The following is a 24,133-nucleotide window of genomic DNA, read 5'->3' on the forward strand; positions in this document are numbered from 1 at the left end:
TAGCGCGGTTGTGCAGGGCTTTCGATAGGGGAACGTAAAAACACTTGCCGGTGGGAATGCTGGACGGCGGACGAAGAAAAGCAACGCGCGCAGACGTCTGATCGCGGACGCCAGACAAGGTAAAGGGTTCACGTAAAAAGACACACTCAGGCCTGCTTTGTGATTCCCGTCAGAAAATTCGGGAAGAGGATTGACGGACCCTCAATCAGTAATGATAATGATTCTCATATACAGACAAGGAGGCCAGCATGACTCAGCTCAAGAAGAACGTCACCACGACGACCCGCCGGGTTGCCATCAATGCAGAAAGCAGTGTTGCCAGCAGCTTGCTGCTCAATCATCAGGGCAAGCTCTGGATTGAGCATGCCGGTGAGCGTTACCAGTTGCGACGCACCTCCAATAACCGGCTGATTCTGACAAAATAACGCGGTACGCAACACGCTTTACGCAACAACATTTAACGCCTTTGCGCTGCGCCAAGCGGTCCAGCGCGGAGTCAGTTACGCCAACTCCCGGGATTCTTGTTTCGCGTTGTTGTCCGGGACGTGTTGCATACCGCGCTTTCTTTTCTCCCTGACGTGGATCGCCAGCCGCCGCCAGCTTTCCACACCTAACAACAAGCACCATCGACCATTAAGGCGCTTCTGAATAACACCTTGCTGAACATGCACAGGGTTATTCAGCGGTTCCTTGACCGTTGGTGCGGCGATCTGGAGGTAGCATGTCAGTGATGGCGTGGTCCCCGGCGCCGGCGGCATCTCCTCTGCTTCGGCAGTGCGGCGCTGCACTCGGTGATCGGGTTTTGCGATTGCAGGACGAGCCGCTGGCCATTCTCAAGGCCCTCTATCGACTCGGCTCCCTGGTGGTGACCACCTTTACCAGTGGTTCCCGGGTTTCCCAGAACATGCACTACCCGGCGTTCCATGAGGGTGAGTGGTGGCTGGAGTCAGTCGGCGACCGTTGTCGATTACGACAAAGTCTGCAGGTATCCCAGTGGCATTCCGTGCTGGCTGTACTGGAACCTACCGGCGCCTTGCCGGCCCGCAGCCTGGTGTTTTTCGATCGTCAGGGGCAACCGCTGCAACAGATGGCAGTGGCCCCGGACAGTGGCGGCCTTGCCTTTGAGGAACTGGTCTGTGCCATGCTGCATCCGGATCAGCAGACGCTAACGCCGCCTGCCGGCCTGCCGCACATTGTGGCGGGTGAGTTGGGGTCACTATCGCAGCTGGAACGCGACTGGGCCGCCAGTGTCGATGAGGAGGATTTTTCCCAGCTGTTGCAGCGCTGCCACAATCAGAGAGATGTGCTGTATCGGTCGGTGCGTGACAGCTTTGCCTGCCGGGTGCGCCCGGAAACCTTGCCGGCGGTGCTGGCGGATGCGTCGCGTTGCGATAAGGCGACCACCTTGTGTGTGGGTAATCAGGGGGTGCGTTTGTGCATGACCGCACCCTGGTCGTCGCCGCGCTGGCAGGGCAGTCATTGCCATCTGGCCCACAACGGCGCGCTGGTGTCCCTGGACATGGCAAAGATGCACAGCCTGTGGCGCCTGCGTAAGCCCGGTGATGGTCAGGTGTTGACGGCTCTGGAAGCGCTGGATGAAAACGGCAACTGGCTGTGGACGCTCTCGGCAGGGGAAGCAGAGTCAGACTGGCGGGCGTTATTGAGGGATAGCGTGATTCGCTAGCTACGAGCTACGCTCGATTGGAAAGGGTGGAAAGTTCCTCGGACCTCGGCATTTCTACGAAGCCGCTGTAGAAACGGAGCGTAGCGGAGTAACGCACGTTTTGCAGTGCGGCCCGAAGGGTGAGCGCAGCGAATAACACCTCTTGAGGTGCGAACCGCGCTTGCGCGGAAATCGACCGTAGGGCGATCAGGGATATCAGAGCTCGACAGGTTTTCAGAAAAGACGGGCAGATCTGGGGGTCTGTTGTCTCGCTACGCTCGGTTCGCCATGCAAGCATAGCTCCTACATAAAAGCCACAGTCCTTTGGCAAGGCCTGAATCACGCCGCCAGCGACGCTTCTACAGTGTGTCGGTTCGCCTGCAGGCAGCCTCCTACAGATATGTGCATCTGGCTCCGCTTGCCACTCCCCTCAAAAGTGCTCGTCGAACTGCTTGAGCAGATCAATGATCTCGCTGACATCCTGCTCCATTCCTTTTAGTGCTTCTTCCGCCATGGGGCTCACGTCGCACTGGCCGGGCAGGGGATGGTCGGCGTCGAGAATGGCGCGGAAGCGGGCGATAAAAACCCACTGCAGCCACTGGCTGAACGCCATGGTGTCGGCAAAGAAGGGGGTGCTGCTGTCGAAGGCAGAGGGCGCCGGGGCTTGCTGTTCCCACAGGCCCTGCTGGTCCATCTCGGTCTGCAGGTTGTCCAGAAGACAGATAAGTTGTGCGCGCTTAGTCATCGAAAAGAGGTACCAGGTCCGGGAGTTCGTGAAGGTTGTGAATATGGTGACGGGGGTGAGCCAGATCAACCGGCCAGTCCAGATCAATCAGGTTGGCCCAGATGGCATGCATGCCGTGTTCGCGAGCAGCATGCACATCCTCCAGGGGGTGGTCGCCCACATGGACGGCCTGGCTGGCATCGACCCCGGCAGAGGTCAGTGCCGCCAGGAACATGTCCGGTGCGGGTTTGCGCTTGCCGATGGTTTCCGCGGAATGGTGGAAGGTGAACAGCTCGGCGATGCCGATTTGCTGCAGGTCCGCGTTGCCATTGGTCAGGGCGCCCAGCTGATAGCTGTCGGCCAGCTGTTCGAGAACCTCCAGGGCGCCGGGGAAAAACGTCACCTGATTACGGGCGCGGTGGAAAACCAGAAAGGCTTGTTCGGCAATCTTGCGCGCCTCGCCGGTGCTGTAGCCATGCTCGGTAAAGGCCCGTGCCATGGCGTCCTGGCGCAGTGCGGTCAGGTTATCCAGATAATCCGGCCGCTCCCGCAGTAGGGCAGTGCGTACCGCGCGGACTCGCTCGGCGCTCAGCGCCTGGGCGGCTTCCGGATGGCGGTCGATGATCCAGTCACTGCATGCCTTCTCCGCCCGGCGAATCACTTCGTCCACCGGCCAGAGGGTATTGTCCAGATCAAAGGTAATCAGTTTGAGTCGGCTCATGGCGCTATTGTAACGCATGGCAGGGGCTGAGGCCCGGCGATGGCTACGACCCTGCTGTAGGAGCTCCCTTCCAGGGGGCGAACCGTGCGCAGCACGGAATCGGCCATAGGGCGATCTGGGATCTCCAGACTCCATAGGTCCTTGAAAATGGCCCCCTTTGGGTGCCTCGCTGCGCGAGGTTCGTCCCCTGGAAGGGAACGCCTACAGGAAGCGGCAGACGTCAGGACGATTCCTCGTCATCCCTGTTGCGGCGTTGCGCTCTGGGGTGAGCGCCATCATAAACCTGCGCCAGGTGCTGGAAATCCAGATGGGTGTAGACCTGGGTGGTAGCCAGGTCCGCGTGGCCCAGCAGTTCCTGTACCGCGCGCAGGTCGCCGGAGGATTCCAGTAAATGGGTGGCGAAGGAATGGCGCAGCTTGTGGGGGTGCAGGTGGTCATCCAGGCCCCGTTCCAGGGCGTGACGTTTCAGCCGTTGTTGCACGCTGGAGGGGGACAGTCGCCGGCCATTCTTGCTCAGAAATAGCGCTTTCTCTTCGCTGTCCTTGATAAACAGGGTGCGGGCCTTGAGCCAGCGGCGCACGGCAGTGAGGGCCGGTTTGCCGATGGGGAGCTGGCGGGTCTTGTTGCCTTTACCGGTGACCAGCAACTGGCCGGCGCTCAGGTCCAGGCTGTCCAGGTTCAGGCTCAGCAGTTCTGCCAGGCGCAGGCCGCAGGCGTAAAACAGTTCCATGATGGCCTGGTCGCGCAGGCTCAGTGGGTCGCCTTTTTTCATGCCTGCGTCCAGCAGCTGGCCCACCTGATCCGCATCCAGGGCCTTGGGCAGGCGCTTGCCACTTTTCGGTGGCCGCACATCCACCGCCGGGTTATCCCGGGCCAGCCCTTCCCGCATCAGATAACTGTAAAAGGTGCGCAGTGTGGACAGCAGCCGGGCAATGGTCTTGCCGCCTTTTCCCTGCCGATGCAGGGTGGCCACCAGCGAGCGCATGTCGTGCACGGTGAGCGTGGCCCAGTCCCGCTGCCCGGTGAGGCGGAAGGCTTCTTTCAGGTCACGCTGGTAATTGCTGACGGTGTGGGGGGAGAGGCGGCGCTCGAACTCCAGATGTTGCAGGAAGGCAGTAACGGTGTCTTTATCGCGGCTTCCGCTGTTCACTGTTCATTGATCTTTTTGGCTGCCTGATGCGGGTATTGCCGCAGGACTTCGTGCAGGCGGCGGCTGAGTACCTGGCCGATGTGGGTGATGAACAGGGTGCCCAGAGAGCTGCGGAAGTGCATGGCGCTTTTGCTGCCGATGGCCAGCAGGCCCAGCTTGCCCTGGTATTCCAGCGGCACCATGGCGGCGGAGCGGATGTCGGTGGCATGTTCCTGGAACAGGGCCTGCATTTCCTCTTCGCGCATGGCGCCGCAGACCGCCTTGCCGTTGCGCAGCAGATGGTTGAGGGCGCTGGGCAGAGCATCGCTGTCCACGCAACGAATCTGATTGCGCAGATCGCCAAGGATGGGCAGTTCCCGGTCGTAGAGCATCAGCGCCACCCGGTCGCAGTGAAAATCGTCACCGAGGCTGCCGAGCAGGTTGCGGAACAGTTTTTCCGCCCCCCGCGCTTCCAGCAGAGACAGGGTCAGGCGGCGGGTCTTGTCGAACAGGTGATCGTTTTCCCGGGCCACGTCCAACAGGCCGTTGAGGCGGTCACGCAGCTCGTTATTACGGTCGCGGAGAATGGAGGCCTGGCGTTCCAGCAGTGAGACGGCTTCCCCTTTGGAGTCTGGCAGGCGCAGCAACTCCAGCAGCTCCGGGCGGTGCTGGAAATAATCCGGGTTGTCGCGCAGGTAGGCGGCAACCTGGTCGGCGCTGGCTTTGGTGTTCTCCGTCATGAGTCCGTCCTTATACGGCCGCTGTTACATCAATGCTGCCATCATAGACATGGCTGGCAGGGCCTGTCATCCGGATGCCACCCTGGCCGGTATAGCGAATCTGCAAGGTGCCACCGGGCAGGTGCACGGTGACGTCCTGATCCAGAAATCCCCGGCGCTGGCCGATCACCACGGCGGCGCAGGCACCGGAGCCACAGGCCAGGGTTTCCCCGGCGCCCCGTTCATAGACGCGCAGGCGGATTTCATTGCGGCTGACGATCTGCATGAAGCCCACGTTGACCCGCTCCGGGAACTGCTCGTGGCTTTCCAGCAGCGGTCCCACGGTCTCGACTGGTGCCGTGTCCACATTCTCCACCAGCAGGGTGCAGTGCGGATTGCCCAGGCCGACGGCACCGACTTCGTAGGCATTGCTGTCAGCCATCAGGAAGTAGGTGTCCTGCTCGCCCTTGGCGCTCAGGGGGATCGCTTCCGGCGCCCAGCGCGGCGCGCCCATGTCCACGGTGACCTGCTCGTCGTCGGTCACTGCCAGGGTCATCTGCCCGGCGGCGGTTTCCACCACGATTTCGGCCTTGTCGGTAAGCCCGTGATCGCGCACGAAGCGGGCAAAGCAACGGGCGCCGTTGCCACACTGGCTGACCTCGGAACCGTCTGCATTGAGGATGCGGTAACGGAAATCCGCACCGGCGGCACGGGCCGGTTGAACGATCAGCATCTGGTCAAAGCCCACGCCGAAATGCCGGTCGCCCAGGCGGCGGATCTCGTCGACGGCAAACGGCACACCGGTTTCCGGCAGCGACTGGCTGATGCCGTCGATGACCATGAAATCGTTGCCCAGGCCGTGCATTTTGGTAAAGCGCAGGTTCATGCGAGGTGTCCGGTACGGGTAAAAGGCCATTGTACTCCGGGATGCGAGCGACGTCAGGTGATGGCGTATTAGCGATGTTGCAGAAGCGTTCAGGCTTGGCCACGAAGCCACTGTAGGAGCGCCTCTTGAGGCGCGAACCTGAGCCCAAGCGAGGGATGGGGTTCCGGGTGGCAACAAACCATCTACAAACTTTGGGGTGTGCCTAGCGATTTTTCTTTCGCCTAAGCTCGGATTCGCGCCTCAAGAGGCGCTCCTACAGTGAGCCCTGTAGAAACATCCATATCGTTCAGCCAGCGACGTTCCTATGGTGGGGGGCATTCGGTGTACAATGCGCCCTTACACTTCTTCAGGTTGTCACCATGCTTTCCTATCGCCACAGCTACCACGCCGGCAACTTTGCCGATGTTCTCAAGCACATCGTCCAGGTGGCGATCATCGAGTACCTGAAAAAGAAGGATAAGCCCTTCACGGTGCACGATACCCATGCCGGGGCCGGCAGCTATGCCATTGCCAGTGATCACATGCAGAAGACCGGGGAATACCGGGACGGCATTGCCCGATTGTTGGATAACCGCACCGGTGTGGGGGTGATTGACCAGTACGTGGCGCTGGTGAAAAAACTCAACCCGGTGGGCAAGCTCACCGAGTATCCGGGTTCGCCGCTGATCAGCGCCAGCCTGTTGCGCGAGCAGGACCGGCTGCAGTGTTCCGAGCTGCACAGTACCGATTTCGAGTTGCTGCAGCGTCGCTTTGCCGATGACAAGCGGGTGCGCGTGGAAAAACTGGATGCCTGGCAGGGATTCAAGGCCATGTTGCCGCCCCAGCATCGCCGTGGCTTGGTGCTGATCGATCCTTCCTATGAAATGGAAGCGGATTACCTTGGCCTGTTGCCGGCGTTGCAGATGGCCATGGATCGCTTCTCCACCGCTACCTATGCCATCTGGTATCCGGTGCTGGACCGTAACCGCACCGAGAGTTTCATCCGCCGTTTCGTCAAGGCAGAGATTCCCAATATGCTGCGAGTGGAGTGTTGCCCGCGCCCGGATGCCTCTGGCCGTGGCATGACCGGCTCCGGCATGCTGATCGTCAATCCGCCTTACACGCTGGCCCAGCATATGGCCCAGGCCATGCCTGTGCTCAAGAATGCCCTGTGCGAGCCCAACGGCCACACTCTGGTAAGAGAGCTGACCGGCGAGGCCTGACAGCCTTAACAAAATAGGGTGCGATGGGGCACGTGAATCGCACTGGGCGGGAGAATCAGGCACTCGCCTGTCAGGCCGACCACCGGCAATGCGCCTTCGCCAGGGTGCTGGTAGACTGCGCCGCTTTTCGCGCCGCAGGTAAGTGTTTACTCGCCGGCGAAGGCCCATAACGGGAAAGAGAGCAACCGGACAGACAGCCGTCGGTAAGCCTGCCATGACACAGTCCTCTTCACATCGTCGCCCCAGCCTGTTCGATGCCCTGCTGCCTATAGTCGTGCTGGTGGCGCTGTTGGCGGCGGCGGTGTACCTGTTCGGCGACAGTGCTTCTTCCGGGCCCAACCAGATTGCCCTGTTGCTTTGTGCCGGGCTGGCCTCGCTGATTGCTTTCAAGAATGGTATGTCCTGGCGGGAGATCGAGACCGCCATGATCAAGGGCATTGCCGTGGCCCTGGGCGCGGTGCTGATTCTGCTCAGTGTAGGGGCATTAATTGGTACCTGGCGGCTGGCCGGCATTGTGCCGTCGCTGATCTATTTCGGACTGGAGCTGATGAACCCGGCCCTGTTCTATGCAGCGGCCTGCCTGATCTGCGCCATTATCGCCCTGAGTATCGGTTCCAGCTGGACGGTAGCGGCCACCGTGGGGGTGGCGCTGATCGGGGTGGCCAACGGTCTGGGGTTGTCGTTGCCGGTGGCTGCCGGGGCGGTGGTGTCCGGGGCCTATTTCGGCGACAAGATTTCGCCGCTGTCGGAAACCACCAATCTGGCACCGGCGGTGGCCGGCTCGGATCTGTTCGAACATATCCGCCTGATGCTGTGGACCACGGTGCCTTCCATTGTCATTGCTCTGCTGATTTTCCTGTTTATGGGGCTCAATGCGGAAGTGGCCGGTGACACGGTGAACCGCATCCGCCCGTTACTGGCCGGTCTGGATAACCAGTTTCATATTTCCTTTCTGCACCTGATTCCCCTGTTGGTGCTGCTGGTGCTGGCGCTCAAACGCATGCCGGCGCTGCCGGCGATCTTTCTGGGAGCCTTGCTGGGTGGCGTCTGGGCATTGCTGTTCCAGCCCGAGGCCATTGCCGCCCAGGCGGGCGTGGCACAGGCGGATCTGGTGGCGTCACTGAAAGTGGTGTGGCAGACCTTCTATGGCGGTATCACCGTGGAAACCGGCGATGCGGCGCTCAATGATCTGCTGTCCGGTGGCGGTATGGCCTCCATGCTCAACACGGTCTGGCTGATTCTCTGCGCCATGACCTTCGGGGCGGTGATGGAGCATGCCGGTTTGCTGGCGAAGCTGATCGAAGGGCTGCTGGCGATGGTGAAGGGCGCGGCGGGGTTGATTACGGCCACCCTGGCCACCTGTCTGGGCAGCAACATCCTCACTGCAGACCAGTATATTTCCATCATCATGCCCGGGCGCATGTTCCGCGAGGCCTATGAAAAGGAAGGGCTGGCGCCGGTGAATCTGTCCCGGGCCCTGGAAGACGGCGGCACCATCACCAGCCCGCTGATTCCCTGGAATACCTGCGGGGCGTACATGCAGTCGGTGTTGCTGGTGCCGGTGACGGACTATCTGTTCTACGCGTTTTTCAATCTGATCAACCCGCTGCTGGCGCTGGTCTATGCCTGGCTGGGGATCAAGGTGCTGCGCCTGACCCCGCCGGCGGCAGGGGATGTGGCCCACGGGCCTTCTTCGAAATCCCTGTAGGCGCCGCGAACCGCGTGCAAGCGCGGAGCGTCTGCAGGAGAATCCAGCCTCTCTGGCCTTGTCGTAACTCGTGCGTTAATGCTGGCAGCGGCCCTACCAAAACGCGGTGATAAAAAAAGGCGGAGATACCTGTCTGGTATGTCCGCCTTTTGATTTCATTGCTACCCGCGGGTGTCAGGGCAGCAGCGACTCCAGTTTCAGTTGGTCCTCAACGGTTTCCCGTTGGCGCACCACAAAGGCCTGGTCGCCATCCACCATCACTTCAGCGGGGCGGTTGCGGCTGTTGTAGTTGCTGGCCATGGCAAAGCCGTAGGCACCGGCGCTGCGAATCGCCAGCAGGTCGCCGGTCTCCAGGGACAGGGCCCGGTCCTTGCCGAGGAAGTCACCGGTCTCGCAGACCGGGCCGACGATATCCCAGTCCCGACAATCCGCATCATGGGGTTTCACCGGCACGATATTCTGCCAGGCCGAATACAGGCTGGGGCGGATCAGATCGTTCATGGCGCCGTCGACGATGGCGAAGTTCTTGTGCTCGGTGGGCTTGAGGAACAACACCTGGGTAACAAAGATGCCGGCGTTGGCGGCAATGGCCCGGCCCGGCTCGATGTGTACCGGCAGGTCGCCGGGGATGTGCTTGAGCAGGGCCTGCACATAATCTTCCGGAGCCGGTGGCACTTCGTCGTTATAGGTCACGCCCAGGCCGCCGCCCAGATCCAGGTGGTGAATCTCGATACCCAGATGCTGCAGTTGCTCCAGCAGCTTGAGCACGCGCTCCAGCGCATCTTCAAAGGGCGACAGCTTGGTGAGCTGGCTGCCGATGTGGCAGTCGATACCCAGTACCTTGATGTGCGGCAGTTCGGCGGCGCGTTGATAAAGTGCGGGTGCCTTGGCGATATCCACCCCGAACTTGTTGTCCTTCAGGCCGGTGGAAATATAGGGGTGGGTCTGGGCGTCCACATCCGGATTTACGCGGATGGCGATGGGCGCTTCCCGATCCAGTTCGCCGGCCACCAGGTTCAGCAGTTCCAGCTCGGCGGCGGACTCCACGTTGAAGCAATGGATGTTGGCTTTCAGTGCGGCGGCCATTTCATCGGCGGTCTTGCCGACGCCGGAAAATACGATCTTGTCGGGATCGCCGCCGGCCCGCAGTACTCGCTCCAGCTCGCCGCCGGAGACGATATCAAAGCCGGCGCCGCAACGGGCCAGCACGTTCAGTACCGCCAGGTTGGAGTTGGCTTTCACCGCATAACAGACCTGGTGAGGGTGATCACCGAAAGCCTCATCGAAGGCCTGGAAGTGACGCTCCAGGGTGGCGCGGGAATAGAGATACAGCGGTGTGCCGAAACGGTCAGCCAGTTGTTCTACCGGCAATTCTTCGGCGAACAGCTCGCCATCGCGGTACTGAAAGTGGTCCATGATTATTCCTGTTCACCGTCATCCTGGTCGGATGCGGCGGGTTGGTCGGCGTTGTCGTCCTGCACCTCTGTGGGCTCGGCGGCGGGTTCCTGGGGGGCAAAGTACAGCGGGCCTTTCTGGCCGCAGCCAGCCAGCAGAACGACAAATAGCAGGGCGATGATGCGCATCATCAAGCTCCGAATGTGCGTGCGAAGGCGGATAGCGTGGTGCTTCCCCCTCGACGAGGGTGGCGGAAAGGGCCGTGCCCTGTCCGCCCGAGGTTGATCAGTTACCGGTATTGTCCAGCGCTTGCCGGGCACGGGCAACTGCGGCACGCACCTGATCCGGGGCGGTGCCACCGATATGGTTACGGGCGCTCACCGAGCCTTCCAGGGTCAGCACGTCGAACACGTCGTCTTCGATCTGGTCACTGAATTGCTTCAGTTCAGACAGGGACATGTCGCTCAGGTCCTTCTTCTTTTCTACGCCGTAGGCCACGGCCTTGCCAACGATTTCGTGGGAGTCGCGGAAGGCAATGCCCTTGCGCACCAGATAATCGGCCAGGTCGGTGGCGGTGGCGAAACCACGACGGGCCGCTTCGCGCATCACCTCGCGATTGGGCTCCAGGGCCGGGATCATGTCGCCGAAGGCGCGCAGGCTGCCTTTGATGGTGTTCACGGCGTCGTACAGCGGCTCTTTGTCTTCCTGGTTGTCCTTGTTGTAGGCCAGCGGTTGGCTCTTCATCAGGGTCAGCAGGCTGATCAGGTGGCCGTTGACGCGGCCGGTCTTGCCGCGCACCAGCTCCGGCACGTCCGGGTTCTTCTTCTGCGGCATGATGGAGCTGCCGGTGCAGAAGCGGTCGGGCAGGTTGATAAAGTTGAACTGGGCGCTGGTCCACAGCACCAGCTCTTCGCTGATCCGTGACAGGTGGGTCATGGTCAGGGCGGCCAGGGCGCAGAATTCGATGGCGAAGTCCCGGTCGCTGACGGCATCCAGGGAGTTTTCGCAGACGCCGTCAAAACCCAGCAATTCGCAGGTGCGCTCGCGGTTGATCGGGTAGGTGGTGCCAGCCAGGGCAGCGGCGCCCAGGGGCATGCGGTTAACGCGCTTTTTGCAGTCCAGCAGGCGTTCGCGGTCGCGCTTGAGCATCTCGAACCAGGCCAGCAGGTGGTGGCCGAAGGTCACCGGCTGAGCGGTCTGCAGGTGGGTGAAGCCGGGCATGATAGTGGCGGCTTCACGCTCGGCCAGGTTCAGCAGGCCGGTCATCAGGTGCAGATACTGCTCTTCCATGATCAGCATTTCATCACGCAGCCACAGGCGGATATCCGTGGCCACCTGGTCGTTGCGGCTGCGGCCGGTGTGCAGCTTCTTGCCGGTGATGCCGATCTTGTCGGTGAGCCGCGCCTCGATGTTCATGTGCACGTCTTCCAGGGCCACGGACCACTGGAATTCACCGGCTTCGATTTCCTTCTGGATTTCCGCCAAGCCGTTGATGATAGCGTCGCGTTCCTCATCGGTGAGCACGCCCACTTCTGCCAGCATGGTGGCATGAGCCTGGGAGCCGAAGATGTCCTGGCGGTACATGCGCCGGTCGAAATTCACGCTGGCGGTGAATTCCTGAACGAACTGATCGGTGGATTCGCTGAAGCGGCCGCCCCAGAGTTTGTTCTGCTGCTTGTCGGTCATCGTACGGTTCCCATGCATAAAGCCGGATTTGCGAGGCGCGCAGTATAGCAGGGACCGGGGAGCCCCTGAACAATCGGTATTGCTTGGGTGATCTGCTCGCTTAATGTATAACTGCTTGTAACTAGTGATTTTTACTGACCGGAGATTCAATGGCGGCCACGGACGACCAGCCCAATTCAAGCTTCCTGCCCGACTTGTGCAGCACCCGCGCGGTGCTGGTAGTGGTTGTCGTGGCAGAGCTAATGGCTCTGGTGATCAACCTGGTGGCCACCTATTACAGCGATTTCAGCATGGGCAGGCTGGCGATCACCTCACTGTTTGTGCAATGGGTGGGGCTCACCTCGGCGGCGCTGGTCTGCCAACTACGTCCCAGGCTAAATCGCCTGGCGCCATCCGTGGCAGCCGTGGCAGTGGTCTTGCTGGTGGTGGTCGACACCCTGGTGTTCAGCGTGGTGGCTGCCCTGGTGATGAGCTGGGTGACCGGGACCCTGATGCCGGGCTCCCTGTGGTCCATGGAAATTCTGGTCAACGGCCTGATCGCTGCCATTATTGCCGGCCTGGTGATGCGCTATTTCTATGTGCAGGAGCAGCTTCGCCAGAAGGGGCAGGCGGAATTGCAGGCGCGAATACAGGCCCTGCAATCGCGGATTCGCCCGCATTTCCTGTTTAATTCCATGAACATCATTGCCAGCCTCATTGCGGTGGATCCGGATACGGCCGAGAAAGTGGTGGAGGATCTCTCTGTGCTGTTCAGGGCCAGCCTGAAGAATATCGGCAATGAGGTCTCTCTGGATGAGGAACTGGAGCTGTGTCGACGCTATATTCATATTGAGCAATTGCGCATGGGCGAGCGTCTGCAGGTGGAATGGGACATCCGCGTAGAGGCAAAAAGCGTGATGATTCCGCTGTTAACCTTGCAACCCTTGCTCGAAAATGCCATTTATCATGGCATACAGCCATTAGCTGCGGGCGGCGTGGTGACGATCCGGGCCCTGGCAGAACATGGCGAGCTGGTATTATCGGTGAGTAACCCCAAGCCGGAAGGCGACGGGCACCACAACGGCAACCGAATGGCGCTGGAGAATATTCGTCATCGACTGGAAGCGTTGTATGGTGATGAGGTGGCGGTGGAATCACGGCCGCAACAAAAAGAATACGAAATCGAAATCCGATATCCGCTGCAATAAAAAAGGATGGGAATTATGCGGGTGCTTGTGTGCGACGACGAACAACTGGCTCGGGACCGGCTGAAGCGGCTGGTAGAGAAAACCGAGGGTGTTGAAGTGGTGGCAGAAGCGGCCAACGGCCGCGAGGCTGTGGATCAGGCTCAAATCAGCAGACCAGACGTGATCCTGATGGATATTCGCATGCCGGAAATGGACGGTATGGAAGCCGCCGAGCATCTCAGCAAGATGGATAATCCCCCGGCGCTGATCTTCTGTACCGCCTATGACGAACATGCCCTGCAGGCTTTCAAGGTCCATGCGGTGGATTATCTGCTCAAGCCGGTCAGTGCCGATGATCTGGCCACGGCACTGGGCAAGGCCCGGACCCTGAATCGGGTGCAGCTGGCGGAAATCGGCAGGGACGTTAGTGAAGAAAAACCGCGCCGGCGTGGGCATATCAGTGCTCGTACCCACCGGGGTCTGGAGCTGGTGCCGGTGGATGAGGTGCGTTATTTCCTGGCTGACCAGAAATACGTCACCGTCTGCTCCGGCGAGGGCGAAGTGCTGATCGATGAAACTCTCAAGGAGCTGGAGACCGAATTCGGTGACCAGTTCGTGCGTATTCACCGCAATGCCCTGGTGGCGTTGAAGTTTATCGAGGGTATGGAGATGGCCACCGCCGGCCACCACCAGGTACGCCTGCGCGGCATTGATGAAAGGCTCACTGTCAGCCGCCGTCATGTGGCCGGCTTGCGCCGGGTGCTGCAGAATCTGTAGTCGTTAACAGAGGTTCATCGGCATGCTAGCCTTGGATCTCTCTATGTTCCCAGCAATCCAATAACAAGAACAGGAAACCTGCCATGAAAAAGCTTCTTCTTCTGCTGGTCAGCGCCGCAGCGCTGAGCGGCTGTGCCTCCGCTACCATGCCGGTCACCGGTCTGCTTTACGGCAACGTGAAGGCGCCGCTCACCGCCACCGCTTCCACCGAGAAACCCACCCGGGTTGGCCGAGCCAGTACCCGTTCGATTCTCGGCATCATTGCCTCCGGCGATGCCAGCATCCAGACCGCCGCCCGTAACGGCGGCATCACCGAAATCCATCATGTGGACTACGAGTCCCAGAACTTCTTCGGCGTGCTGGCGGAGTTTACCGTGGTGGTTTACGGCAACTGAAAAGACCAGCTACAAGCGTCAAGCTGCAAGCTGCAAGCTGCAAGCTACAACGCGGCTTAGAGCTTTGTCTTTTTTCAAACATTGGGGCCGCGTCCAGAGTCTGGGCGCGGCCCCTGTCGTTTAAAACCGCAACAATCTGGCCGTCGTGTTGAAGCTTGCGGCTTGCAGCTTGAAGCTTCTTTACCTGATAGACTGACGGCCTTAATTCACAGTCATCAGGATGCCCCATGTCCCGCGAAGTCTTGCGTATCGCCACCCGTTCCAGCCCCCTTGCCATCTGGCAGGCGGAATACGTTCAGCAGCGTCTGGAAGGTTTACACGAGGGGCTGAGCGTGGAGCTGGTGCGGATCAAGACCCAGGGGGACAAGATTCTCGATACCCCGCTGGCCAAGATTGGCGGCAAGGGCCTGTTCGTGAAGGAGCTGGAAGAGGCGATCATGGACGGCCGTGCGGATATTGCCGTGCATTCCATGAAGGATGTGCCCATGGAATTACCGGAAGGCTTTGCGCTGCCGGTGATCTGTGAGCGGGAAGATCCTCGTGATGCCTTCGTTTCCAATCACCATGACAGCCTGTCTGCTCTGCCACATGGTGCCTGTGTGGGGACGTCCAGCCTGCGCCGTCAGGCCCAGGTACAGGCCAATCGTCCGGACCTGGTGGTGAAAAGCCTGCGCGGTAATGTGCAGACCCGCCTGGGTAAGCTGGATGCCGGCGAGTTCGACGCCATTATCCTCGCCGCTGCCGGTCTCAAGCGGCTGGAGATGCACGAGCGGATCCGTTATGAAATGCCGCCGGAGGAATCCCTGCCGGCGGTGGGGCAGGGTGCGGTCGGCATCGAATGCCGCGAAGGCGATGAGCGCACCATCGCACTGCTGAGTCCGCTCAGCGATGTGGATACCTGGGACCGGGTAGTGGCGGAACGGGCCATGAATCGGCGCCTGGAAGGCGGCTGCCAGGTGCCCATCGCCGGCTTTGCCCTGCTGGAAGATGATCAGCTCTGGTTGCGTGGTCTGGTCGCCGAGGAAAACGGCAAACAGGTGCTCCGCGCAGAAGGGCGCGCCCCGCGCGAGCGCGGTGCCGAACTGGGTGTGGAGATTGCCGAGCAACTGCTGGCCCAGGGGGCGGATGTCATTCTCAAGGCGCTCTACGAGCGGGGCTGATTATCATGCAGGTGCTGGTCACCCGTCCCCTGGGGCAGCAGCAGGCGTTAATGGATGCTCTGCATGATGCCGGGTATCAGCCGCTCCACAGCCCGGCCCTGCATATCGAGCCGCTGCCGGTCAGCGATGCCAGCCGCCGGGTTCTCATGGATCTGGACCTGTTCCACGCCGTTTTCTTCGCCAGCAGTAATGCCGCCCGCCTGGCCCTGGCTGCCATGGCGGATATCTGGCCCCAATGGCCGGTGGGCGTCAACTGGCTGGCGGTGGGCAAGGCCACTGCGGCAGAAATTACCCGCTGGCATCTGCAGCCCACCGTTCCCGACGGTGGTTTCAATTCCGAAGCGGTGCTATCGCTGCCCTGTCTGCAGCAACTGACGGAAAAGAAAGTGTTGCTGTGCCGTGGCGAAAGCGGTCGGGAATTGCTGGCACAGACTCTTGCCGAGCGAGGAGCGGAAGTTGTCACCCTGCCGTTCTACCGTCGTTTGCCCAACCCGGCGTTTCATTGCCCGGCGCAATTTGACTGGATCATGGTGACCAGTGTGGAAAGCTGGCAGGCGATCAGCGGAAAAATCCCCGCTGGCGCTGGAATAGTGGCTGCAGGAGAGCGAGTGGCTGCACATATTCGTGCGCAACATACCGGACCAATGCGAGTGGCGGTCAGTGCCCACGATGAAGACATGCTGGCCGCGCTGACCTCCGTTTGAAGAACGTGCATAGTCGATCTCTTTTTCGTTCCCTTGCGGGGGCGGAGCAAAGAACGGACCTTTCATATCGCGAAGGTAGTGTTTTGTAATCCATCTCGCGATTTCATGCCCTGTTTGCCCCTCCTATTACATTGTTTAATGGACACTCAGCGCAGCCCCAATTAAGGTTTTCGCTGAGAGCCTATTTAAGATCTATACGCAGCCGCGCCGGAATCTATTTTTTTTGGGCGGGCCGTGAATGTGATTGTGTGGTGCAATCGTTTGATATAAGCAAGCGCATTCACGGGCTGGCGGTAAAAGGGCGCGGCCCTTCGGGTTGCCGCTGAAAATGGCGCCATGCGGTGTTGTGAAACTTGAACTTGACCCGTCAGGCCCTGCGGTTCACGCCTTGCCTGGCGCCATTTTCAGCGGCAACGCGGCTGCGTATAGATCTTAAATAGGCTCTACGGATCGCCCGTTTGGGGGTGCCAGATAATCAGAACATGGAGCTGACATGACGCAGGAACGTCTTTATTCCCGCCAGACAGGCAAGAGCGTCTGGGTTGTACTGGTGGTGTTGGTGGTTCTGGCGGCCCTGGGGGCCGGTGGCTGGTGGGGCTGGCAACAGTTCCAGCAGATGCAGAAAGAAAAAGCCGGTCTTGCCGGTCAGATCAGCGAATTGAAAGCGGCCATGGCCAGCCAACGCAGTGACGTGCAGGGCGCGTTGTCTTCCTTCGAGAAAAAACAGGCGGAGCTGTCCGCCCGTATGGTCAAGGATCGCGCCGTGCTCAGCGATATGCAGAGTGGTGGGCAGACACTGTGGCTGGTTAATGAAGCCCGGGCACTGGCCAGCCTGGCCAGCCAGCGACTGCTGCTGACCCAGGATGCCTCTGCCGCGCGGCGACTGTTGAAAGCCGCGGATGAAACCCTGGCCCGTCTTGATGATCCCAAAGTACTGCCGGCCCGTCAGGCTCTGGCCATGGACATGGAAAAACTCAGCGGTGCCGGTCAGGTGGATGTGCAAGGCATGGTGCTGCGCCTGGGCGCCCTGCGTCAGATTACCGCTGAGCTGGCGGTGCCGGTGGAGGAAGCCCCTCCCGAGCGGGATTTACCTGAAGTGAATCAGCCCTGGTGGCAAGACGTGCTCGACCGCCTGCCGATCAACGTGCGTCATCACGAAGGGGCCGTGCCCTTGCCGTTGTCTGCCGAGCAGGCGTCGCTGGTGCGGCTGACCCTGGATGGCAGTCTGCAGCAGGCGCAGCTGGCGCTGATGCAAGGACGTGCCAAGGCCTACCAGCAGGCGCTGGATAATGCGAGCACGACGCTGGCGCAGTGGTTCCGTGAGGATGAGCCGCGGGCCGCGCAAATGCGCAAGGCGCTGAAAGAGCTGGGTGGCAGCAGTGTGGCCCAGGCCCTGCCGGATATTGGCGCGGGTCTGGCTGCCATTGAAGAGTTGAAACGCAAGGAGGGCGGTGCATGAAAAAAGTCGCCCTGCTGATCGTCATCGCCCTGGTTGCCGCATTGGCACTGGGGCGCTGGATGGCGGCGGATTCCGGCTATGTGCTGGTGATCCGCGATGATTTCTCCCTGGATACCACCCTGGGCTTTGTGGTGCTGGCGGCACTGCTGGCGGTGGTAGCCATTGTTGTGCTTACCCTGCTCGGCAATGCTGCCTGGAATGTGCTGGAGCCGGTGCGCGCTACCCGTCGCTGGAAAAAGGCGGTGGCGGCCCGGCGCCTGCGCAGTGGTCTTCTGCAACTGGTGGATGGCGAACAGGAAAAGGCCGAGCGGCTGCTGGTTGCCGCCGGTGAAGACGGCGACTGGCCCCTGCTGGCCTGGCTGCTGGCCGCGGAAGCGGCCCAGGAACAGGAGAATGTGGAGGCCAGCCAGCGCTATCTGGAAAATGCCAGTAGCGACCGCCGTGGCCGGCTGGTAGCCGGGCTGATGAAGGCCCGCTTTGCCCTGGACGATGGCTACCCGGAACAGGCTCGCCAGGAACTCAAGGTGCTGGCGGACCTGGCGCCACGTAACAAGCGCATCCTGCGTACCTATGCGCAAGTGCTGGAAAGCCAGAAGGACTGGCCGGCCCTGTGCGCCTTGATGCCGCGCCTCAAGCGCGCCTTCGGGGAGGGCAAGGAATCCCGTCGTGAACGCCGCGCCTGGTTGGCCCTGCTGCAGGAAACCGCGCGCAAGCCCGGCTTCAATGATGCGGACAGCCGCCGCGAGGAGCTACGCAAGCTGTGGAAGGATGTGCCGGTTCAGCTGAAGAGTGATCCTGCCATGGTGGCCCGCTATACCGGTTTCCTGGCCCAGCTGGGTGGTGGTAAGGGGGCCTTGAATCTGGTCCGTGAGCAGTTGGCTCAACAGTGGGACGATCGGCTGCCGCCGGTACTGGAAGCTATCGACGATATGTCTCCGGATGATTTGCTACAGGTGCTGGAAGGTTGGCTGGCAGAGCGACCAGGTAATGCGGCGGTACTGATTACCTCGGGTCGGGTGGCTCTCAAGGCCCGTCTGTGGGGCAAGGCCCAGGGTTTCTTCGAGGCCGCCGCGAACTCCAGCCAGAGCGCGACAGCCCTGGCAGAGTTGTCACGCTTGTATCAGGCGCTGGGAGATACCAGCAAGGCGCAGAAGGCCTTTGAGCGGCGCCTGCAGCAACTGGAAGGGCAGTTGCCCGCATTGCCGATGCCGGAGAAATCGTTGTAGAACGGTATTGGCAAACGAAAACCAAAAGGCCGCGCCCGGGAATCCCGGCGCGGCCTTTTGGTTTTGTAGGGTGGATTAGCCTACGGCGTAATCCACAATCCTTCCCTTTGCCGATGACGCCCGGGACATCAACGTGTGATACCCGTTTGCGGCCCGGCGTTTATTTCAGAGCCTGGGTGATGGTTTGTGTGCTTTCCTGCCAGCCGCGATCCAGGGCTTCAACCAGAGCTGCGTACCCCTCGCCGTTGATGGGCCCCTGCCAGTCAATGTGTCCCTGCCGGTTTTGTTCTTCCGAGGTGAACTGCCAGGTGCCGCTGATCATGGCCATGTCACCCTCATCGCTCTGCACGCCCTGAAAGCGGCTCAGTTGCAGATCCAGTTTCCCCTGTTCCGGCAGTGTGGTCTGGCTTGCCAGGGTGGCTGCCAGTGCTCGCTGCAATTGCGAGCCCAGTGGCTCCGCCCAGCGATGCTGGCGGGCCACGTGCAGTTCGGTATCGCTCAGCTGCAGCACAATGCCACCCTGGTCCAGATAGTTGGCCAGGGTTACGCGAATCTGTAATGGGCTATGGCCGCTGTGGCTGGCGCCGGGTAGCAGGTAGTCCGGCGCGGGAGCCGGTGGCGTCTGGCTGCAGGCGCTCAGCCACGCCATCAGGGTAATCAGCAGGCCGGAAATGAAGAAGGATTTCATTGGCGTGAGCCTCTGGGTTGCGGATCGGGGGCCGGCTGGCGCTGGAAGATCAGTGCATTGGGTTGCCGATTGAGGGTGTCCAGCAGTGGTTCAGCGTCGTTGAGCAAGCGATCCAGTTTCTGCAGGGTGCGTTGCAGTTGCTGGTAGCCATCGCCGCCGGTCTGCCAGCCCTGCAGTGTACCTTCCAGGGCGCCCAGGGTGCCGGTAAGCCGTTCTGGCAGGGCATTGAGTGCCGGGTCGGCCAGCAGGGCTTCAAGCCGTTGGGTGGTGCCGGCCAGGTTGTCCAGATTGCGGTTCAGGTTGCCGGCAATGGATTCCAGGGGCAGGTTGTTGAGGGTATCCAGCAGCTGCTGAATCTTGTCCTCGATCTTGCTGATGCCGCCGCTGTCGACGGTGGGGAAAACGGCCACATCCGCATAGCGTTCGCCACTGCTGCCGGCGGGCGTGTCGGCATGGAAATCCAGGTCCACGAACAGGGAGCCGGTGAGCAGGTTGCCCGGTTTCAGGCTGGCGCGCAGACCATCATCAATCATGCGATCGATTTCCTGCCGCCAGCGCTGTGTATCTTCCCGGCTCTGGTGAGTGATGCGCTGGGGTTCCAGGCGGATCAGCACCGGAATGGGAGCGCTGCTGATAGTGCCCGGGCCCGATTGGGCGAAGCCCCAGGCCACTTGTTCCACGGTGCCCACACGGATGCCACGATACTCCACCGGGGCGCCGGTTTTCAGGCCCCGCACACTGCTCTCCACCAGCAATACATAATCCAGGGTGTCGGTGTAGAGGGCCCGCCGTGCGCTCTCTTCATCGTTGTGCAGGGTGAATTCCCGCTCGTCTTTTACCGGATCGCCGGCGCGCATGTTGCCATCGGGCACGGCAAAGGTGATGCCGCCGCCGATGAGAGCTTCCAGGGAGTGGATCTGAGCCTGGAAGCCACGGGCATCGAGTTGAAAGCCCAGGCCGTTGATCTGCCAGAAGCGGCTGCTGTCCGAGACCAGCACATCGTAGGGCTTCTGGATAAAGATGCGGTGATGGAAGCGTTTGTCGGCGGCGTTGAAGCGTGTTTCCACGACCCGGCCCACTTTCAGGCTGCGAAAGTTCACCGGGTCGCCCACGTCCACATTGGTTCCCGCTTCGCTGACCAGTTTCAGGAACAGGCCGGCGCCAGTTTTCTCCGGCGGCGGGGTGTCCTGCACCTGGAAACGTTTGCCCTTCTTGCCGCTTTCGCCGGGCATCAGCTCGAGGTAGGAGCCGGACAGCACCGTGTTCAGTCCGCTCACGCCTTCCCGGCTGATACGGGGTTTGACCACCCAGAAGCGGGTGTCTTCGGCCAGCATGCGGTCGGTATCCGATTGCATCTGTACGGTCAGCAGGGTGTGGCTCATGTCATCCGAGAGCCTCACGCTTTCTACCAGGCCGACCTGCACATTGCGGGTTTTCACCGGCGTCTTGCCGGCGTTGATGCCTTCCGCATCCGCCAGTTTCAGGGTGATCACTGGCCCCTGGCTGGAGAGATAACTGAACACCAGCCACAGGCCGATCAGGGCCGCGGCCAGAGGAATCAGCCAGACGGCGGAAAGCCGGGTGCGGCGGGGTTCGGCTTGGGTGTCACTCAAGGCTGATGCTCCGGTTGTGTGTTGCGGGCCAGATTCTGCTGCTGGTCCCAGATCAGGCGCGGATCAAACTGGTGGGCTGCCAGCATGGTAAATATCACCACAGCGGAAAAGGCCACGCCACCGACGCCCGGGGTCACGGTAAGAATATTGCCCATCTGGAACAGGGCGACAATGATGGCCACCACAAACACATCGATCATGGACCAGCGCCCCACCCATTCGGTGACCCGGTAGAGCGCCATCTGGTTTTTCATGTCCAGGGTGTCACGCCGGCGGCTGGCAATACACAGCCAGCCCAGCGCCAGAATTTTCCCGAACGGTACCAGCACGCTGGCGGTAAAAATGATCAGGGCGATGGGCCAGTCGCCGTGGCGCATGAACAGCATGACCCCGGCAATGATGGTGGACGGCTCGTTCTGCCCCAGGCTGGTGGTGGTCATGATGGGAAACAGGTGGGCCGGGAAGCAGCACAGGATGGCGGTGATCAGCAGTGCCCAGACCCGTTGCAGGGTCAGCGGATGGCGATCATGCAGGCTGCTGTGGCAGCGGTGGCAACGGGGAGTGCCTCGGGCTTGCAGTTGCCCGCAGCGCTGGCAGCCGATCAGGCCCTGGGTACGTGCGGTCAGTCCGCTGCGGGCGGCGGCGGGTTGCTGCAGATTACCCAGCAGCCGTTGCCACAGGCTGACGGTATTCATGCGGGTGACGGTAATCAGCAGCAACAGGGCGTAGCCGGAAAAGGTCCAGAAGGCGGAGAGTAGCTGGATATGGGCCATGGCGACGATCTTCACCAGGCTAACCAGCGCGGCGATGGCAAACACGTCTGCCATCATCCAGGGCTGCATGCGGGGTAGCCAGCGGGCCAGCAACAGGCTGCCGGGAAGATGGCGGGTAGCGGACAGGCTCAGGTGTACCCAGCAAATCGACAGCAGATAGAGAGCCGGGATCACGATGATGGTGGCAATGACGATAACGGCCAGTGATGGGTGGTGATAGACCGCCAGTTCCCAGGCAGCATCGGTCACTGTCATGGCTCGCTCGATGCCATTTTTTTCGAAACCGATGTAAGGAAAGAGCAGCGACAGGCCGAGCAGAATCAGCGCGGTAAAGGCCAGCGCGGGGGTCAGCTGATCACTCTGCGCCTGGCGCATCAATGGGTGCCGGCAGCGGGGGCATTGCAGCCAGCCACTATGCTGGCCAAGGTCTACGTCGCAGACCAGGTCGCATTCGTGGCAAGGCAGAAGCAATGTCTGGCTATGCGCTGTGGGCGGAGAATCCTGCGCCATCGCATCCTTTCCTTGGGAATTAGCTACAAGCGGCAAGCTACAAGCTACAACGCGGGCCAGGTTGTTGCTAGTCCGGGCGCGTTTGGGGCCGCCATTGGTCGCGGGTATTCAATAGGGCCTGATCAAGCCGCGTTGCAGCTTGCAGCTTGCAGCTTGTAGCTTGAAGGTTGCGGCTACTCTCTTGGCGCGTAGTCAAACACGTCACAGTGAATATTGCCGGCGGGGACGCCTTCTTCCACCAGCGCATCGAACACCGCCCATGCCATGGGCGGGGAGCCGCCCAGGTAGAACAGGGGCAGCTCCGGTTCGTTCAGTGCTGCCAGCGCCGCTTCGTGCACCAGGCCTTCGGCGTGGTCCGGATGACGGATGTCGGACAGGGCGGTGGTGAAATCGAAGTCTTTCAGTGCCATCTTCCACTGGGCGGGGAGTGTCGGCAGGTAGAGATCTTCCGGGGTGCGGGCACCCCAGAACAGGCGGACCGGGTGGTCGAAGTCCAGGGCGATCAGGCGCTCGACCATGGCTTTCACCGGGGCAAAGCCGGTGGAGCCACAGATAAACCACACCGGCTGCTCCGGGGCACTGTCGATAAAGCGCATGCCGGCGGGCAGGGTGGCGCTGACGGTGCTGGCTGATTCCAGGTAAGCCATGATGTCCTGGGCGGCACTATTGTCGTCGCCATGACGGATGTGCAGCTCCAGGCGGCGGCCATCGCAATGGTTGGCGATGGAAAAGGGGAAGCCCTCGCCGTTCAGGTTGAGCATCATGTATTGCCCGGCATGCCATTGCACGCGCTTGCCGGCGGGCAGCTGCAACCAGACCCGGCTGACATCGTGATTGAGCGCTTCAATCTGTTGAATCTGGCAATGCACTTCATGGCTCGGCAGTTCGCCGGGAGCGGTCACCTCGGACACATCTATCTCACAGTCGCTGAGTGGCTGAGCGATGCAGTATAACACCTGGGTGCTATCGGCATCGCCCGCATGAATGGTGTGGTTTCTTTGCTGAACGTGTCCGCGTTGAAGCGTTCCCATGCAGCGCTCACAGACACCGTTACGGCAAGCCACCGGAAAGCCGAAGCCAGCCTGCTGGCCGGCCTCGACGATTGTCTGGTCAATCCGGCAGGGGAAGGAGCCTTTGCCGGTGACGGATAGGGTGTAGGTCTGTGGCACGGTTGGATGAATTGATAATGGAAAATTGAGAATTGATAACGAAAGCCACTTCCAGTTGGCACTGCAGGTGGCTTCATGGGGTTTACGTTATCAATTATCCATTCTCAATCATCAATTGCCTGTTCGTTATGCCCCAACGCCCACAAACAGCGCCACGATACAGCCCATGCCGAAGGCCCATACCAGGGTGCGGGCGCTGGCCCAGTCGGCGATATAGCAGACGGTGAACATCACCCGGCTGACCACGAAGGCCAGGGCGATGCCGTCGATGGTGGGTTGAGGAGCGGTCTGGGCCAGGTGGGCAATGATCACGGCCGCGGCAAAGGCGGGGGTGACTTCGAAGCCGTTTTGCTGGGCCCAGTGAGCACGCTTGCGGCTGCCTTCCAGGGTTTCCAGGAATTCGCGGGGGTTATGGTTCTGCTTCGGCCCGAAACCGCCCTGAAATTTGGCGATGGCGGTATTCAGGTAGGGCAGGAAAATGGCGGCAAGCACGCACCAATAGGCAAGCGTCATGATGTTCTCTCCGTGGTTTTTTATATGCCGTAGGAGCGGCGCTTGAGCCGCGAAGCGCCCCAGAGATCTTTTCGGAAACGGCTTCGCGGCTCAAGCGCCGCTCCTACGGGAATGAAAAACCACGGAGAGAACATCATGACGCTTGCC

General features: G+C 60.9%; 24 protein-coding genes and 1 pseudogene. 11 read left to right on the top strand and 14 right to left on the bottom strand.

Features of this window, described 5'->3' with window-relative positions; all coding sequences use genetic code 11:
* Positions 1-248 precede the first annotated feature (248 nt).
* Together Q0Y02_RS04890 and Q0Y02_RS04895 are read left to right on the top strand one after the other, a co-directional pair.
* Positions 249-425 carry a hemin uptake protein HemP gene (locus tag Q0Y02_RS04890; protein WP_035245286.1) on the top strand — a complete coding sequence of 59 codons (177 nt, stop codon included), beginning with the start codon at positions 249-251 and terminating at the stop codon, positions 423-425.
* A gap of 296 nt (positions 426-721) precedes the next feature.
* A complete protein-coding gene (locus tag Q0Y02_RS04895; protein WP_297765155.1) occupies positions 722-1,684 on the top strand; it encodes a ChuX/HutX family heme-like substrate-binding protein in 963 nt (320 codons plus the stop codon).
* 409 nt (positions 1,685-2,093) lie between these two features.
* Here Q0Y02_RS04895 and Q0Y02_RS04900 read toward each other — a convergent pair whose 3' ends face one another.
* The 5 genes from Q0Y02_RS04900 to dapF form a co-directional block, all read right to left on the bottom strand.
* Positions 2,094-2,408, bottom strand: a complete 315-nt coding sequence (locus Q0Y02_RS04900; RefSeq protein ID WP_297765158.1) for a YqcC family protein — start codon at positions 2,406-2,408, stop codon at positions 2,094-2,096.
* A complete protein-coding gene (locus Q0Y02_RS04905) occupies positions 2,401-3,108 on the bottom strand; it encodes an HAD family hydrolase (RefSeq protein WP_297765161.1) in 708 nt (235 codons plus the stop codon). The genes Q0Y02_RS04900 and Q0Y02_RS04905 overlap by 8 nt, the downstream gene beginning before the upstream one ends.
* A gap of 220 nt (positions 3,109-3,328) precedes the next feature.
* Complete coding sequence (xerC, locus tag Q0Y02_RS04910; protein WP_297765163.1) at positions 3,329-4,258, bottom strand: tyrosine recombinase XerC; 930 nt, start codon at positions 4,256-4,258, stop codon at positions 3,329-3,331.
* Positions 4,255-4,977 (bottom strand): DUF484 family protein, encoded by a 723-nt coding sequence (locus tag Q0Y02_RS04915; RefSeq protein WP_297765166.1) that lies wholly within the window; start codon positions 4,975-4,977, stop codon positions 4,255-4,257. The genes xerC and Q0Y02_RS04915 overlap by 4 nt, the downstream gene beginning before the upstream one ends.
* Before the next feature lie 10 nt (positions 4,978-4,987).
* Positions 4,988-5,842: a diaminopimelate epimerase gene (gene dapF / locus Q0Y02_RS04920; protein WP_366516905.1), complete on the bottom strand. Its 855-nt coding sequence runs from the start codon at positions 5,840-5,842 to the stop codon at positions 4,988-4,990.
* A gap of 359 nt (positions 5,843-6,201) precedes the next feature.
* Here dapF and rlmJ point away from each other — a divergent pair, with 359 nt between their 5' ends.
* Together rlmJ and nhaC are read left to right on the top strand one after the other, a co-directional pair.
* Positions 6,202-7,044 carry a 23S rRNA (adenine(2030)-N(6))-methyltransferase RlmJ gene (gene rlmJ / locus Q0Y02_RS04925; protein ID WP_297765169.1) on the top strand — a complete coding sequence of 281 codons (843 nt, stop codon included), beginning with the start codon at positions 6,202-6,204 and terminating at the stop codon, positions 7,042-7,044.
* 214 nt (positions 7,045-7,258) lie between these two features.
* The gene (gene nhaC, locus Q0Y02_RS04930; RefSeq protein WP_297765172.1) at positions 7,259-8,752 is read left to right on the top strand and encodes a Na+/H+ antiporter NhaC; all 1,494 of its coding nucleotides are present in this window, start codon (positions 7,259-7,261) and stop codon (positions 8,750-8,752) included.
* A gap of 174 nt (positions 8,753-8,926) precedes the next feature.
* Here the strand turns inward: nhaC and lysA are convergent, their stop codons facing one another.
* The 3 genes from lysA to argH form a co-directional block, all read right to left on the bottom strand.
* Positions 8,927-10,168, bottom strand: a complete 1,242-nt coding sequence (gene lysA, locus Q0Y02_RS04935; RefSeq protein WP_297765175.1) for a diaminopimelate decarboxylase — start codon at positions 10,166-10,168, stop codon at positions 8,927-8,929.
* Positions 10,169-10,170: 2 nt separating this feature from the next.
* A complete protein-coding gene (locus tag Q0Y02_RS04940) occupies positions 10,171-10,338 on the bottom strand; it encodes a lipoprotein (protein ID WP_297765177.1) in 168 nt (55 codons plus the stop codon).
* 94 nt (positions 10,339-10,432) lie between these two features.
* Positions 10,433-11,833 (bottom strand): argininosuccinate lyase, encoded by a 1,401-nt coding sequence (gene argH, locus Q0Y02_RS04945; protein ID WP_297765179.1) that lies wholly within the window; start codon positions 11,831-11,833, stop codon positions 10,433-10,435.
* A gap of 149 nt (positions 11,834-11,982) precedes the next feature.
* Between argH and Q0Y02_RS04950 the strand changes: the two genes are divergently transcribed.
* From Q0Y02_RS04950 to Q0Y02_RS04980, 7 genes are all read left to right on the top strand, one after another.
* Positions 11,983-13,020: a sensor histidine kinase gene (locus Q0Y02_RS04950; RefSeq protein WP_297765182.1), complete on the top strand. Its 1,038-nt coding sequence runs from the start codon at positions 11,983-11,985 to the stop codon at positions 13,018-13,020.
* A 15-nt stretch (positions 13,021-13,035) separates the two neighbouring features.
* Positions 13,036-13,776: a LytTR family DNA-binding domain-containing protein gene (locus Q0Y02_RS04955; protein ID WP_297765186.1), complete on the top strand. Its 741-nt coding sequence runs from the start codon at positions 13,036-13,038 to the stop codon at positions 13,774-13,776.
* Between the two features lie 83 nt (positions 13,777-13,859).
* Positions 13,860-14,171 carry a TRL-like family protein gene (locus Q0Y02_RS04960; protein ID WP_035245269.1) on the top strand — a complete coding sequence of 104 codons (312 nt, stop codon included), beginning with the start codon at positions 13,860-13,862 and terminating at the stop codon, positions 14,169-14,171.
* Positions 14,172-14,398: 227 nt separating this feature from the next.
* Positions 14,399-15,331: a hydroxymethylbilane synthase gene (gene hemC / locus Q0Y02_RS04965; RefSeq protein WP_297765189.1), complete on the top strand. Its 933-nt coding sequence runs from the start codon at positions 14,399-14,401 to the stop codon at positions 15,329-15,331.
* 5 nt (positions 15,332-15,336) lie between these two features.
* Positions 15,337-16,035, top strand: a complete 699-nt coding sequence (locus tag Q0Y02_RS04970; protein ID WP_297765192.1) for a uroporphyrinogen-III synthase — start codon at positions 15,337-15,339, stop codon at positions 16,033-16,035.
* Between the two features lie 493 nt (positions 16,036-16,528).
* A complete protein-coding gene (locus tag Q0Y02_RS04975) occupies positions 16,529-17,494 on the top strand; it encodes a uroporphyrinogen-III C-methyltransferase (RefSeq protein ID WP_297765195.1) in 966 nt (321 codons plus the stop codon).
* Entirely contained in the window at positions 17,491-18,720 is a 1,230-nt protein-coding gene (locus Q0Y02_RS04980; RefSeq protein ID WP_297765197.1) for a heme biosynthesis HemY N-terminal domain-containing protein, read from the top strand. Before Q0Y02_RS04975 ends, Q0Y02_RS04980 begins: the two co-directional genes overlap by 4 nt.
* Before the next feature lie 160 nt (positions 18,721-18,880).
* Here Q0Y02_RS04980 and Q0Y02_RS04985 read toward each other — a convergent pair whose 3' ends face one another.
* The 6 genes and pseudogenes from Q0Y02_RS04985 to Q0Y02_RS05010 form a co-directional block, all read right to left on the bottom strand.
* A complete protein-coding gene (locus Q0Y02_RS04985) occupies positions 18,881-19,408 on the bottom strand; it encodes an ABC-type transport auxiliary lipoprotein family protein (protein WP_297765201.1) in 528 nt (175 codons plus the stop codon).
* Positions 19,405-21,021, bottom strand: coding sequence for an intermembrane transport protein PqiB (pqiB, locus tag Q0Y02_RS04990; RefSeq protein WP_297765204.1), 1,617 nt, complete (start codon positions 21,019-21,021; stop codon positions 19,405-19,407). The genes Q0Y02_RS04985 and pqiB overlap by 4 nt, the downstream gene beginning before the upstream one ends.
* Positions 21,018-22,304: a paraquat-inducible protein A gene (locus Q0Y02_RS04995; protein ID WP_297765206.1), complete on the bottom strand. Its 1,287-nt coding sequence runs from the start codon at positions 22,302-22,304 to the stop codon at positions 21,018-21,020. The genes pqiB and Q0Y02_RS04995 overlap by 4 nt, the downstream gene beginning before the upstream one ends.
* A gap of 173 nt (positions 22,305-22,477) precedes the next feature.
* Positions 22,478-23,215, bottom strand: a complete 738-nt coding sequence (locus tag Q0Y02_RS05000; protein ID WP_297765236.1) for an NAD(P)H-flavin reductase — start codon at positions 23,213-23,215, stop codon at positions 22,478-22,480.
* Positions 23,216-23,296: 81 nt separating this feature from the next.
* Positions 23,297-23,473 (bottom strand): annotated as a pseudogene (locus tag Q0Y02_RS05005) (2Fe-2S iron-sulfur cluster-binding protein); the annotation flags it as partial.
* A gap of 126 nt (positions 23,474-23,599) precedes the next feature.
* On the bottom strand, positions 23,600-23,986 hold the full coding sequence (locus Q0Y02_RS05010) for an MAPEG family protein (RefSeq protein WP_297765209.1): 387 nt from the start codon (positions 23,984-23,986) through the stop codon (positions 23,600-23,602).
* Positions 23,987-24,133 lie beyond the last annotated feature (147 nt).

The organism is uncultured Alcanivorax sp. (genome assembly GCF_947258575.1).
In the GTDB taxonomy this organism is placed as follows: domain Bacteria; phylum Pseudomonadota; class Gammaproteobacteria; order Pseudomonadales; family Alcanivoracaceae; genus Alcanivorax.